The sequence below is a fragment of the Cylindrospermum sp. FACHB-282 genome (genome assembly GCF_014697195.1).
In the GTDB taxonomy this organism is placed as follows: domain Bacteria; phylum Cyanobacteriota; class Cyanobacteriia; order Cyanobacteriales; family Nostocaceae; genus Cylindrospermum.
Genome location: NZ_JACJRJ010000007.1, coordinates 45,046 through 58,972, shown reverse-complemented (window position 1 = coordinate 58,972; position 13,927 = coordinate 45,046). Strand labels below are relative to the sequence as shown.

At 43.1% G+C, this 13,927-nt stretch carries 11 protein-coding genes; 8 read left to right on the top strand and 3 right to left on the bottom strand.

Annotated elements, in window-relative coordinates:
• From cimA to H6G32_RS05505, 6 genes are all read left to right on the top strand, one after another.
• A complete protein-coding gene (gene cimA, locus H6G32_RS05530; protein ID WP_190455919.1) occupies positions 1-1,656 on the top strand; it encodes a citramalate synthase in 1,656 nt (551 codons plus the stop codon).
• Positions 1,657-1,847: 191 nt separating this feature from the next.
• Positions 1,848-2,438 carry a COP23 domain-containing protein gene (locus H6G32_RS05525; protein ID WP_190455917.1) on the top strand — a complete coding sequence of 197 codons (591 nt, stop codon included), beginning with the start codon at positions 1,848-1,850 and terminating at the stop codon, positions 2,436-2,438.
• Positions 2,439-2,466: 28 nt separating this feature from the next.
• The gene (locus H6G32_RS05520; protein WP_190455915.1) at positions 2,467-3,321 is read left to right on the top strand and encodes a S1 family peptidase; all 855 of its coding nucleotides are present in this window, start codon (positions 2,467-2,469) and stop codon (positions 3,319-3,321) included.
• Positions 3,322-3,370: 49 nt separating this feature from the next.
• Positions 3,371-4,300, top strand: coding sequence for a S1 family peptidase (locus tag H6G32_RS05515; RefSeq protein ID WP_242046507.1), 930 nt, complete (start codon positions 3,371-3,373; stop codon positions 4,298-4,300).
• 80 nt (positions 4,301-4,380) lie between these two features.
• Positions 4,381-4,950 (top strand): hypothetical protein, encoded by a 570-nt coding sequence (locus H6G32_RS05510; protein ID WP_190455913.1) that lies wholly within the window; start codon positions 4,381-4,383, stop codon positions 4,948-4,950.
• A gap of 163 nt (positions 4,951-5,113) precedes the next feature.
• The gene (locus tag H6G32_RS05505) at positions 5,114-7,381 is read left to right on the top strand and encodes a VWD domain-containing protein (protein WP_190455911.1); all 2,268 of its coding nucleotides are present in this window, start codon (positions 5,114-5,116) and stop codon (positions 7,379-7,381) included.
• Positions 7,382-7,423: 42 nt separating this feature from the next.
• On the opposite strand, the gene H6G32_RS05500 is transcribed toward H6G32_RS05505, so the two are convergent.
• A complete protein-coding gene (locus tag H6G32_RS05500) occupies positions 7,424-7,657 on the bottom strand; it encodes a hypothetical protein (RefSeq protein ID WP_190455909.1) in 234 nt (77 codons plus the stop codon).
• A 163-nt stretch (positions 7,658-7,820) separates the two neighbouring features.
• On the opposite strand from H6G32_RS05500, the gene H6G32_RS05495 reads away from it, so the two are divergent.
• A complete protein-coding gene (locus tag H6G32_RS05495) occupies positions 7,821-9,953 on the top strand; it encodes an NAD(P)/FAD-dependent oxidoreductase (RefSeq protein WP_190455908.1) in 2,133 nt (710 codons plus the stop codon).
• 71 nt (positions 9,954-10,024) lie between these two features.
• On the opposite strand, the gene H6G32_RS05490 is transcribed toward H6G32_RS05495, so the two are convergent.
• The gene (locus H6G32_RS05490) at positions 10,025-11,602 is read right to left on the bottom strand and encodes a hypothetical protein (RefSeq protein ID WP_190455906.1); all 1,578 of its coding nucleotides are present in this window, start codon (positions 11,600-11,602) and stop codon (positions 10,025-10,027) included.
• Positions 11,603-12,000: 398 nt separating this feature from the next.
• On the opposite strand from H6G32_RS05490, the gene H6G32_RS05485 reads away from it, so the two are divergent.
• On the top strand, positions 12,001-12,246 hold the full coding sequence (locus H6G32_RS05485) for a hypothetical protein (protein WP_190455903.1): 246 nt from the start codon (positions 12,001-12,003) through the stop codon (positions 12,244-12,246).
• A gap of 162 nt (positions 12,247-12,408) precedes the next feature.
• Here the strand turns inward: H6G32_RS05485 and H6G32_RS05480 are convergent, their stop codons facing one another.
• Complete coding sequence (locus H6G32_RS05480) at positions 12,409-13,908, bottom strand: Ig-like domain-containing protein (protein WP_190455901.1); 1,500 nt, start codon at positions 13,906-13,908, stop codon at positions 12,409-12,411.
• Between the last annotated feature and the right edge of the window lie 19 nt (positions 13,909-13,927).

The window sequence follows — 13,927 nt, the reverse complement described above, 5'->3', positions numbered from 1 at the left end:
ATGACCATCAATCCCTCACCTCAACTTTGGCTCTATGACACCACTCTACGGGATGGCACTCAGCGAGAAGGGCTATCAGTGTCCATAGAAGATAAGTTACGCATTGCCCGGAGACTCGATCAACTGGGAATTCCCTTCATTGAAGGCGGTTGGCCTGGTGCTAATCCCAAGGATGTACAATTTTTCTGGCAACTCCAAGAAGATCCGCTCAAACAAGCAGAAATTGTTGCTTTTTGTTCAACTCGACGCCCCAACACCACTGCCGCTTCCGAACCAATGCTGCAACCTATTCTCGCGGCAGGTACTCGTTGGGTAACAATTTTTGGCAAGTCTTGGGATTTACACGTCACAACAGGACTCAAGACGAGTTTAGAAGAAAATTTAGCGATGATCGGCGATACGGTGGAATATCTCCGTACCCAAGGGCGTCGCATTATCTACGATGCTGAACACTGGTTTGATGGCTATAAGCATAATCCCGATTATGCTCTACAGACATTAGAGGCAGCAGTGGCAGCAGGTGCTGAATGGCTAGTTCTCTGTGATACCAATGGTGGCGCTTTACCTCACGAAATTACTCAAGTTGTGGAATCAGTCAAAAGTCATTTGTCAAAAGTCATTTGTCAAATACCAATGACTAATGACCAAGGACAAAGGACTATTCCCCAAATTGGCATTCATACTCATAATGATTCGGATCTGGCGGTGGCTAATGCCTTGGCCGCAGTCATGGCCGGGGCGACAATGGTACAGGGCACAATTAACGGTTACGGGGAACGTTGCGGTAATGCTAACCTTTGTTCATTAATTCCCAATTTACAACTGAAGTTGGGTTATGGCTGTATCGGTGAACACCAGCTTTTGCAACTTACAGAAGCTAGTCGCTTTGTGAGTGAGGTGGTAAATCTTGCCCCTGATGAACACGCGCCTTTTGTGGGACGTTCGGCTTTTGCTCATAAAGGTGGGATTCATGTATCAGCGGTGGAACGCAACCCTCTGACTTATGAACACATTCAGCCGGAACAAGTGGGGAACCGTCGCCGGATTGTGATTTCTGAACAGTCTGGACTCAGTAATGTTTTGGCAAAAGCGCGGGCTTTTGGTATTGAACTGGATAAGGAGAAACCAGAAGCGCGAGAAATTCTGCAACGGATGAAAGATTTAGAGAGTGAAGGCTATCAATTTGAAGCAGCTGAGGCAAGTTTTGTGCTGTTGATGCATGAGGCTTTAGGCGATCGCCAACTGTTCTTTGAAGTCAAAGGCTTTCAAGTACACTGTGACTTGATTGAGGGTAAAGCAACTACCAATGCCTTAGCGACAATCAAAATCACTGTCAACGGTAAAAATATTCTGGAAGCAGCGGAAGGTAACGGCCCGGTGGCAGCTTTAGATGCTGCTTTACGTAAGGCTTTGGTGAATTTTTACCCCCAAATTGCTGCTTTTGAGTTAACAGATTATAAAGTCCGAATTCTCAACGGACATACGGGTACAGCGGCAAAAACTCGTGTGCTGGTAGAGTCACGTAGTGGACTAAAACGCTGGACAACTGTCGGGGTTTCCACAAATATTTTAGAGGCTTCCTATCAAGCGGTGGTAGAGGGCTTGGAATATGGTTTGTTGTTGCACTTCCAAGCAGAAACAGCTTTGAAAATTTAAGAACTTTTTGGGGAACAGGAAAAGGTCAACAATATGGTATTCAAAAAAGTTTTCCTCTGTTCCCCGAATTATGATTCTTTCTAAAAAAATATTTATGCTGATCTTGTCAATGTGAGATCAAGCTTTCACTGGGGTATTATTTTAAATAAAAGCCAAATAAAACCCTTTTAGTTAAGAATTGAGACCTACTCATGAAATTAGCATCATTGACAAATGTTTTAGCTGCGGGTGCGATCGCACTCAGTTCTGTAACTGCCATTCATCAACCAAGCCAAGCTCAGGGTACAACCTTTTTCTGTGGTACGAGCCAAGGTGTACCATCCACTTTAGCTAACACCCCAAGAGGTACGGTGGTTGTAGTCAAGTGGGTTTCTAAGCATTTTAGTCGTGGAGGATATAACCCGCAAACACGTTGTGAGGAAGTATCAGCAAGGTTTCAGAAGCATTATACCCAAGGTAATCTCAATTTCATTACTGCTGGGTATTTGAACAATCAACCGGCAATTTGTGCTGGTAATGGTGGTATTCCTTGCACTTCAGAAAAATTGTTATTCACTCTTAAACCTGGACAAAATGCCGCCAGAACTATTCAACAACTGTTTAATGTTCGCACTAGTGCATCTGGCACTCTTTATGAAAGCACCAATACGTCTGTAGTTGATATGCAAGAATTCCTACAAGAAGCCACTGTGGTGAATGGGGAAACTGCACCGGCAAATCCTCCAGCTGCAACAGATACGCCAACAACAGCACCAGCCCCTAGTGGTACTTCTGTTTGGTAGGTAGCAATTAATTCTGGAGTGATTTAAGGTGAATTGGCGATCGCCAGAGCTGATCTTCATAGCTTGTCTTAGCAGTTTGTTCATTGAATTGCCAGTAAAAGCAATTCCTGATCAGGTTTCTGTCCCAATTCCCCAGACATCTGAACTGTCAGCAACACAACTGAGTCAACTGGCGAAATCAATTACCGTCAAAGTCTTTTCTGGAGAAACTTCCGGTTCAGGAATTTTGATTTACAGACAGGGACGGGCTTACACCGTTCTCACCAATGAACACGTACTCTTACCTGGTTACGGTAAACAATATCGGATTCAAACTCCTGATGGCCGGATTTATCCAGCTTACGAGTCAAAGACAGGTAAGTTTAATGGCGATGATTTGGGGTTGTTGCAATTTTCTAGTGGGAAAGTTTATGCGATCGCCTCTTTCTCAACTGTATCTCTATGCCAAGGAGATGCAGCTTTTGTGGGTGGGTTTCCCTTCGGTGCTGCTGGATTTGTGTTCACAACTGGACAAGTTTCTCTATTACTCCCCCAAGATTTTGAGGGTGGTTATCAGATTGGATACACCAACGACATTCGCAAGGGGATGAGTGGGGGGCCACTCTTAAATAGTCAAGGCAAATTAGTAGGAATTAATGGCAAACACGCCTATCCCCTGTGGGGAAATTCTTATATTTTTCAGGATGGTTCTGTAGCTTCTGAGTTGCAATATCAACAAATGTCGCAACTTAGTTGGGGCATACCTTTGCAGACCTTTTTGGGAAAACAGAATACAGAAAAATCCTCTCCAGCAATGTGTATGCAAAGTCAACCCATAACTCAGCCTGTAATCGTTAACCCCAAACCCCCAAATATCCCACCCCTGACAAATTGGCTGTGGTAGGGCGCCCAATTTCTCATACAAAGCATTGTTAAATTATTTTGGAGCTTAAATGATGAAAATTTACCAAAATTTGCCAGCTATACTTGCTGGAACTGCTGTTGTAACTGCCATTATCATTACTCAACCTTCGGCCGCCCAAGCCCTGACAGGAGAAGAAGTTAACAATATAGCCCGCGAAGTCACAGTTTTAATTAAAGGCGATAAAGGACATGGTTCAGGAGTAATTGTGGCTAAAGATAGCAAAACTTACTACGTCCTCACCGCCCTTCACGTCGTCAACAATAAAGATAATTACAAAATTGTGACTCACGACAAACAAGCATATCAACTTGATTACGGTAAAGTGAAACGCTTATCAGGGGGGGTAGATTTAGCAGTAGTAGAGTTTAGCAGCGATAAAGATTACAAACCTGCCAAACTTGCTAATTCGGAAACCGTCAGCGAAGGTAAACCTGTTTTCGTTTCTGGTTGGCCGCGTCTGACAGCAGTAGGACAAAAGGCTGGTGGACAACTTGTGCGTCAATTTACTGGTAGCAGGGTATCAGGATTTCTGCCTCAAGCACTCAACGGTTACAAAATGATTTACACCAATACTACCCTTGCCGGTATGAGTGGTGGCCCAGTTTTAGATGCAGGTGGAAGAGTAATTGGTATTCATGGTTTGGGAGATAAGGAAGATCCCAATAACCTGCTAGTAGAAGGATTAACCGAAGACGCTGCTACCAGTATCGCCGGATTAATTAAACCTGGTTTTAACTATGCCATCCCTATCAATACCTTTTTAAGCCTAGCCCCACAATCAGGAATTTATTTAGGTTTACAAGTCGAAAACTCTTCTGCTGGGGAATTAGGTGCGCCTTATGTAGCCAGCGCCCAACCTGATAAACGAGACACAATTGATAACATTAATGATGTTTTAAATACAGCGAGACGGGGTGTAGATGCGTTGAACGGCGTGCGTAACTTGTTACGTTTCTAGTTTTTGATTAAAAAAGGCGATCGCTTATGCAGAAAATAAGCGATCGCTCTGTTTTTCTGTTTTTAAATTTGAGGTGATTTATGCGTCAATTTCGATTTTGGATAATTGGATTAATTAGCTTTTTTGCAGTTCTAGGTGGCACATTTGGAAAGCGCGTTATAGCAGTTTCTTTGTGTGGGGTGTTAGGTGCTAATTCTCCGGTTTGTTATTTAGTTGCAGATAATCGAGTTAATGCGGCTGTGCCACCAGAAACGAGTGTGATTGCACAGGGTATTGATATTTTTGATAATAGGAATGATGGGAATAATGCACCAGGGAATATTGACATTTTTAGTAATACTAATATTGAAACATTTACTCGAACGGGAAATAATCAACCGACATCATCTTCAACTGATACTGAAAATGCTGAACCAATATGTACTTGTTGGGTAAGTAAAGAACAACCGGGAGGTAAAATTTGGGACTGTAGACTCTGGGGAAAGTTAAATGGTTGGGGTTGGTGGTGGTTTTATCCTCATGGTGGAGAACCTTCCCTAAATCCTCCTGAAGAAGTACAAAATAGACAATGCCAAGTCACTGATGGTAAGAAAGAATTAGAAGAACAGAGATTAAATATAGAACAACCTCCACGGAGAATAAAGCCCTAAATATATTATCTGCAAACACAATAATGATATTACAAGGATGATTGTTTTATCCCAATGATGATTGGCTGAATGATAAATAACAATCAGTAGTTAGTTGGAAAAAAGCATTGAAAAACTGAGATGTGATAGCTTTTTTATTTATATTTCAAATTTGAGGTGGTTTATGCATCAATTTAGATTTTGGATAATTGGATTAATTAGTTTTTTAGCAGTTTTTGGTGGCACATTTGGGAAGCGCATTATAGCAGTTTCTTTGTGTGGGGTCTTAGGTGCTAATTCTCCGGTTTGTTATTTAGTTGCAGATAATCGAGTTAATGCGGCTGTGCCACCAGAAACGAGTGTGATTGCACAGGGTGTTGACATTTTTGATAATAGGAATGATGGGAATAATTCTACACCAGTGCAAGGTGATATTTTTAAACCATCAAACTCTCAAGAATACCCATCAGATAATACAGATATTTTTAGCCCTAATAATTCTAAACCACCTCAAGTAACCCAACCTTTATTGAGAAATCAAAAACTTGCCCAGTTCAATATTATTAATCCTCTACAAGAGATTAAACCGGGATTATATGAAATGGTTGTGCGTAATTCAGAAGGATGTCAAATTACGCGTAGAGTCAGGAAAGCAGGTAATTCTATTGAATATGATTCCATTATATATACAGTTCCCAATAATACAGTTTGTGGAGGGAAGTCATATCAATTTACATTTTCTCAAAACAAACCTGAAATTTTTGTTGAAACAAGTTTAAATGAAAAAATAACAATTAATTTAGTTAGCAATAATCTATGGAAAATTGATTATATAGATTCTCAGAAAAGAAAATTGGTGATAGAGACTGAAATACTTACCAAAAATAACAAAAAACACAACAAGTTATTTACCAAAACTTCCTCTTTTGTTTGGAAACAGAAAAAAAATAATATTGATAATTGCAATAAGAATAATTTTAAAAAGTTCGATAATCGCTCAAATTTAATTGCTTCTGGATGTGGAAGTTCTGATATTTTGTTGGGATTAAATTGTGATATGTGCCAAATAGGTGATCGGATACTTGGCATCGAAAAAACAAATTATAGTCGGGCTTCAAATATAGCAGGAACAGCAAATACAACCGAAAGAATATTACAAACTCCTTGGTCTTTTAGTGTAAGAACAAAAATAGTAGAGGCTCCATTCGTAGTTAATGAACTTTATAATCCTCTAGGAGGTGCTACAGACGGGAAAGTCCCAGGATCGCTGGGAGGTGCATTCCAAAAATGGGTAGATGATAATTTAGTAAATCCAATTAGACAAACACTGAAAGAAGGTTTGACAGAAGCATTAGGATGTAACAATTCTCCATGCGAGAAGTTAGCTCAAGAACAGCGTGATTGTCAAACACCAACAGCTAATAAACCTAGACAAGATAGAAAAGACTCACCTCAGTCGATAACTTCCCGCTCACCCAAGTATAGGGGGACACTCAAGCCAGGTAAAAGTTACGGTGACCCCCACATTATTACCTTTGATGGATACCGCTACAACTTCCAGATGGTGGGAGAATTCACATTAGTAAAAGCTAAAGATAACAGCTTTGAAATCCAAGTTCGCCAAGGTGCGGTTCCTGGTCGTCAACTTTCCCTGAATACGGGTGCAGCCATGAAAGTTGGGAATAGTCGTGTGGCATTTTACAGTAAAGACTTTCCTGATGCAAATACAAATACACAACTACGAATTGATGGTCAACCAACTGTAGTTCAAGGTTCGTTGTCATTACCTGGAGGGGGAGAAATTACTCGTTCTGGTAGTGATTATGTGGTGCAATGGCCTACAGGTGAGCAGGTGAGAATTCATAATATTACTGTTGCAGGTTCAACATTTATGAATGTTACTCCTGCTGTTCCAGACCAGTCAGATAGATATATTGGTTTGCTGGGTAATCTTAATGGTGATCCAAACGATGATTTACGGACTCGTGGTGGTAATATAGTTCCGACTAAGAACAATTCAACTTATGGACAACTCAGCACGGCATTAAATAATTTATTACCTGTTCCTGTAGCTCTTGGTAAAGTTGAAACATTGTTCTTTGATCAGCTTTACAAAGAGTTTGGTGATAGCTGGAGAATTAAGCAGGGTGAATCTTTATTTGACTACGCTTCTGGTCAAAGTACGGTTACATTTACCAAACGAGGTTTTCCCAATAATTACATCAGTCTCAGTTCTTTTTTACCACCGCAACTGCGTAAAGCCGAGGAAATTTGTCAGCGTGCAGGTGTTAGGGGAGATTTATTAGATGGATGTATTTTTGATGTTGCCAATACTGGAGAAGCTGGATTTGCTCAAGCGGCGGCAGATGCGGTGACAGGTATAGTCAAGGATAGAGTAGAAAGAGAAATCCGCGATCGCATTCCCGTCAAAATCCCAGGTCTGCCATTTTAACCCCGTAGGGGCGCGGTTGCCGCGCCCTCCCCCGCTTTAACTTTAACGAAAACTGTCCCAAGCCTGAGCAACCAATTTACTCAGCCAGCGCCGTTGTTGTCTGTCTAGCACGGGGTCATCCGCTAACACCTGAGCAGTTAAATCTTCCAAGGATTTGCCCTCAGCGCGGATAACTTTGACTACTCCAGCGATCGCCGCAGCCACTAGTTCTTCATCAATTGGCTGTTGTCGCAGGGCAAATATTTCTTGGGGACTATCTGGGATGGGATAATTCATGGCGTGGGTTTACAGAAATACAACAGAATGAACAATAGATTTCACAAAATATTACAATTTCTTTACTAAATCTTTATGCAACTGATAGGGCGGAGTCTAGCGTATTTTCTGCCTTCGTCAAATCCGTCTTGGTGAGTAGATCGATTGGAGATGTCAGAAATAGATGAAAGAAATCCTTTATTTAGAAGTTCCTGCGAGCGATACGGCGGCTGTACGTAGCTGGCTACAAGTAGATTTCGCACCGGAAACTGGCGAAAAGCTGCTAACGCCAGAAGGCTTTTGCTTAAGTATTCCGGAAATAAATACAACCAAGGTTGGGGATGTTTCGGAAAACTTGCCAGATCAACTTTCTGTATTTGTCTGGTCTGTGCAGCGCACCACCTATCTCAAGGTCTTCCGTTGGGCAGATAAACCCTTTTGTAATGAGGGAAAAATCCTGCACCAACTGACTACGGGAATCAGAAACCGCTTTCCCCATAGCTACCCAGAACCGCCCGCAATTGATTTGTCCCAGCAATCAATTTTTGAAGCCCTAGGCTCTGTTTACCCCCTGACTGTTAAGTATTTTCAGAAAATGCCCAATGGGGAAAATGACCTCAAGCGTGCTTACTGGTGGGAGCAACGCTGGCGCGAAGGGGTGCTTCATCCCCAAGAACCTCGGCAGGTGGTGTTTTCCTCTACCGATAAGGTAATCAGGGGACAAGGAGGAATTTCTCCCAAGTCTCCTCCCAATCCCCAAAGCCCAATCCCCAATCCCGAATATGACCTGATCTATATTGGCGGCGCTTTAGGGGCAATTCATGCAGCACTCATGGCAAAATTGGGATACAAAGTACTGCTGGTGGAGCGACTACCCTTTGGGCGGATGAACCGGGAATGGAATATTTCCCGCGATGAGCTTCAGAGCTTAGTTAATTTGGGTTTGGTGACAACCGCTGAGTTGGAAACCATCATTGCTAGGGAGTACAAAGACGGTTTCAATAAATTTTTTGATGCCAACAATCCTCCAAAACTGCGATCGCCTATTTTACACACCCCGACAGTCCTCAACTTAGCCTTAGATTCCGAAAAGTGGCTGCAAATGTGCGGACAAAAGCTGCAAGCTGCGGCGGGCGAAATCTGGGATCAAACGGAATTTATCCGTGCGGATATCAGTACACCACAAGTTGTGGTTACTGTCAAGCATTTAGTTTCTGGCGAGGAGCGGCAAGTTAGTGGGCGACTGTTAATAGATGCCATGGGAACGGCTTCCCCCATTGCTTGGCAATTAAATGGTGGTAGGACTTTTGATAGCGTTTGTCCGACGGTGGGAGCGGCAATTGCCGGGGGATTTGAGCCGGGAGTGTGGGATTCCCAATATGGAGATGTGCTGTACAGCCACGGCGATATTTCGCGGGGTAGGCAGTTGATTTGGGAATTATTTCCTGGCGCTGGGGAAGAATTGACAATTTATCTATTTCATTACCACGAAGTTAAGCCAGAAAATCCCGGTTCCTTGCTGGAGATGTACGAGGACTTTTTCACGATTTTGCCAGAATATCGCCGCTGCGATCTTGACAAACTGGTGTGGAAAAAGCCGACATTTGGCTATATTCCAGGGCATTTTAGTGTTGGGAGTAGCGATCGCACAATTGCCTTTGATCGATTAATAGCGATCGGTGATGCTGCCTCACTCCAGTCTCCCCTAATTTTCACCGGCTTTGGTTCCCTAGTTCGCAACCTAGAGCGCTTAACCACACTATTAGATACTGCCCTCAAGCATGACCTACTAAGTTTCCCACACTTGAATAAAATTCGCGCCTACCAAAGCAACGTTTCGGTAACTTGGCTATTTTCTAAAGGCATGATGGTACCCACAGGGAAATTTATCCCACCTCAACGGGTTAACTCCATGCTCAATACCTTTTTTGGGCTTTTAGCAGACGAACCACTAGAAGTGGCAGATAATTTCATCAAAGACCGATGCGATTGGTTTACTTTTAACCGCCTAGCCATCAAAGCCGCGAGCAAAAATCCCGCATTGCTGCTGTGGATTTGGCAATTGGCTGGGCCAAGGGATCTGTTGCGGTGGCTGGGGAGTTATTTCAACTTTAGCCGTCATGCCCTAGTCAGCCTCTTGCTGAGTCCCTGGTTCCCGCGCTTCCTCAAATTGAGCAAATCTTGGCTAGAACCCCGCTATCCGGCGTTGTGGCTGCATCTGTTAGGGATTAACTACGCTATTTCTACTGGCAAACCGCGATCGCCAAATCAGGTAGCAAAAGTCAGCCCAGAAGCAGTAATTCAAACTAGTCATTAGTCAATCGCCAAGGGGATGATTAAAAATTAAAAATTAAATAACTCTTTTTTTAATTTTTAATTTTTAATTACTTATTGACCCTTTTGGCGAAAATTCGGCAGTTCCACAGAGGCCAACGACTTGCGTCCCTTCGGTGGACGCTCTGGATAAACTACTGGTGAAGGTGAATTGCTATCGCTAGTATATTTACTTAACATATCTGGCAAGAAATCACTCGTCGGCAATTCCATCTGTGGCAATTGTGGGGCTTCTGACCAAAAATCCTCAATTTCTACCGCAGTTGTCTCAATATCTGGGGAAGCCGCCGATGCTTGTGAGTCTTTGGCTAGTGAGATTGGCGAATCTACCATCCAGGTAGTGTAAGTATTAACAGGAGGATTGATTTCTGCCTCAAACTGTTCTGCTCTTGCAGTTTCTGATTCCCCATCATCCTCTAAAATAGTTGCCAAAGTCTCCCAGATGGGCCCACCACCCTGACTGCTATCTGGATTATTTTCTGCAACAGGCTCTACTGGTGACGTAGATCCAGGCTGGGAGACAAAAAACATTTGAATGAGACTATCCAGTTGCTGGCCTAGATTGGTTGACCCCGAAGCCAAAACATCTGCCGGTGTAGTCGGAGAATCTTCAATTTTAGGCGCAGCGGCACTTTGGGCTGGTATTGGCTCAACTTCCTGATTTGACCAGTTCCAAGGCGATGATGGAGCCGGAGCAGGGTGATTTTTTCTGGATGGGGGAGGTGTTGAGGATTCCCCCCAAGAATTATCTACATGATCACTCACAGATTCTGGTTCCGCTGACCAAGGCTTGATTGGCTGTGCATTGGGAAACAAAGACCGAGCCTTCCGAGAAAATCTTGATTGTCCGCAAGCTATGTCATGGGGATGATTGGCCGTATCATCTAGAGTGTCGTAGCTAGGAACTGGTGTGTCTAAACATTTTTCCAGAGCAGCTTTAAATTGCAGAGTCTGGCGTTGTTGTCGCATTAGTCTAGTACGCAACTCCCGACAAGTATTTTCCGATTGCGAGAGATGCACAGACTGGTCGCTGTAGTTACTTTGTAACAGTGAACATTCCCGCTCTAACAGGGCCAGGCGTTGCTGGCTAATTAGTAGCTGTCCTTTAAAAGTTTCAATAAAAATTTCTTGGTGTTGAACAGTTTGCACCGCCGTTTCTAACTGTTGGAATAAAGACTTAATCTGCTCTTGAGCGGCGGCTAGTTCCTGAGTCTGTTGGTTGAGCATCGACTCAGTCACGCTGAAGCGAGTTTTTTGCCACTGAAAAACCTTTTCTGACTCAGTTAGGTCATTTTTTAGCTGCTCCACTTGCTCATACAACTTACTATTAGCCGTACTTAACTCTTGATTCAACGCCAGCAACTGCTGAAATTCTGAGTCAATGACCGCTTGAGAGTCCATTTCTGGCTCTGCAACCCAGTCTTGCTCTGTGGTATCTTCCCCAATCTCTACAACTGTGGTTTCGTAATCCTGAGAAGTGGCTGGTTTGAGGAGCGGCAAATTTTTCACAGTCTTATGTTCATGAGGTACAACTGAGTAAAAGGGACAACTCGCCTGCTCTGATTGTGGCGAATTAGCAGAATTTACGGTTTCAATTACAGTCCCGTTGTTTAAGGTGTCAGCTTCATTCATCACTCTTGAACCACCCACTTAAAAATATTCAGCATTGCTGGCGTTAGCATTGCTGACCAACTGTGTTCGATCAGGATTTACTCTAGAAGCCAAGTTGAACTCTCCCCAAGCATGAGTAATGAGTCATGATCATTTTGCATCTAGAACTGATGCTGTCATAACGCCGTTATAACATTCTCCGGTTCGTCTGCGTCAACCTTTAGTATGATGAAGGTTTTTAGCTCACTTACCCCTAGAGGGTGTGAACCTGCTTGACTTTGGTAAGTAGTTATAATTTGATGACTAGCCTGCAAGTATTTACATAGAGGTAAATCTGATTTCCGTACAGAACCAGAGCAATAGTTTTGTAGTAAGGACTTTAGTGCTTAAAATGCTGTGGTATCAGCAAATGCTTTGCCTTGTCCCGACTAGGCTCGATTAACTCAAAGGCTTGTAGGGGCATATTCCCCCAAGTGCTTTGTTTTCCCTTTGCGTTATCCTCTCCCCGCACTACCGTGTGGGGCTGGTATAAACGAGCGCGTCTCGCCGGAAAGAGCCTCGCTGAATCTGAGCAAGCTGATCAACGTCCTCCTCTATTGGCAATTAACACAGGTGATGGACAGGTGCAGTTGTTAATTCTCAGCCGTCCCAAACTACTGGCGTGACACGCCTTAAATGTTGCTTTAGAAAAATGCTCGAAACTTGATTGAACAAGAACAAAGACCGAAAATCTATTGCACTATTTTAGCCTTGTCACGCCACTACGTGTATTTCAAAAATCAAATATGAGTCTTATTGGATAATTTACATCCTGGAAAAAACCTGTTTTATGGTAGCCAACGGGGATGAAACCCGACTAAAGGCAGTTGTTCTGGGTTAATCTCATTAGTTGTGGCATCGGCGATGGGTAACAGAGGCATTAACCACAGACTACTACTAGCGATCGCTTCTCCATCATCAGTTTTCAAGGTGTTTGCAGGTGATAGTGCTGTAGTATCCGTAACTGCAACTAATTGGTCGAATAACAAACCCAAACCGTCAGGCGATAAACTCATTTTCACATTTCGCTGGGCGGGGGGTAGGACTAAAAGTGGTTTCTGTTGCCCAGTTTTCAATTCAATCGCCACTAAATAGGGCTGTTCTATGTATTGTTCTTTAGATACCAACTGCGTCAGCAAGCAATAAAGAGTGGGTGAAGCAGTATCAAACTGACAACTGAGAATAGAACCTGTTGTTTTTAATAGTTGTTTCTGCACGCCTTGGTTTGTCACTAAAAACAAATCTCGCGTGTAATCTGTATTAAACTTGACCATTGCCGCTTGTGAGCCATCTTTAGAAAAAGCCTGCACCAAGCCAAATTGTGGCAGAAAATCTAGGGGTTTACTGGCATCCCCTTGCAGAGTTAAGATTGCAGTTCCTTGTCCTTGGGCAACTGCTACAGCTTTACTATCTGGTGTAATCGTAAAGTCTCCCCCCGGTTGGCTTTCCAGGCGTTTAGGGGTGAGCTTTTCTCCCTTTTGATTGCTAGTTGTTGGTATATACCACAGCCCAAAGTCACCGGGATTATCTTTTTTCCCCCGTTGAACAACAATCGTTTGTCCATCAGGTGATAAGTCAAATTTCAGATTTTGATAGTCTTTATTATCTAAAATCAGGTCAACTCTGCTTGCTGCTGCTGCTGGTTTGTCAGCAGAACTAGAAATGCCCGTTGTAACTGTATATAGTTGCGCTGAAAGTAAGTCTTGGTTATTAGTAGTGCGAGCAGAAAATAAAATTTTCTCCCCATCTGGAAATGGCTCGAAGTCCATGACAACCAAGTCTTTGGGGGTAAGTACCTTTTTTTGTCCTTGGCTCAAGTTGTAGAGAACTAACTGTCCTAGTTCTTCAGGATTGGCTCCTATATAAAGAATGACGCGATTGCGGGTGTTGAAGCTACCTATAAAAGGCTGGATAGTTCTATTTTTTCCTTCTCGTTCAGAAAACTTATCTCTAGCTCCTTGTAATTGCACTTTATAATTTGTGCCATAGGGTGCTGGTGTTAGCAATGTATAAACCATCCGTCGCCCTGCCCAACTGACTTTACCTGCTAGAGGCGGATCTATTTTTAAGTTATCCTCTACGCTTTTGGTGTCCATTGGGCGGCTAAAAGTGAGGGTAAAGGAGGTGTCCTCTGCCCCGATTTTTAGGTTATCCCAAGTAAAATTCCGAACGCGGGGCTTAACTGCATCACCTTGCCATATTACTAACCCAATGAGCAGACTCAACAGAAGTATCAGGGCGATCGCTATCCGATCCAGTGGTTGGATAAATGTATTGGATTTAGTCATTGGTCATTGGTCATTGGTC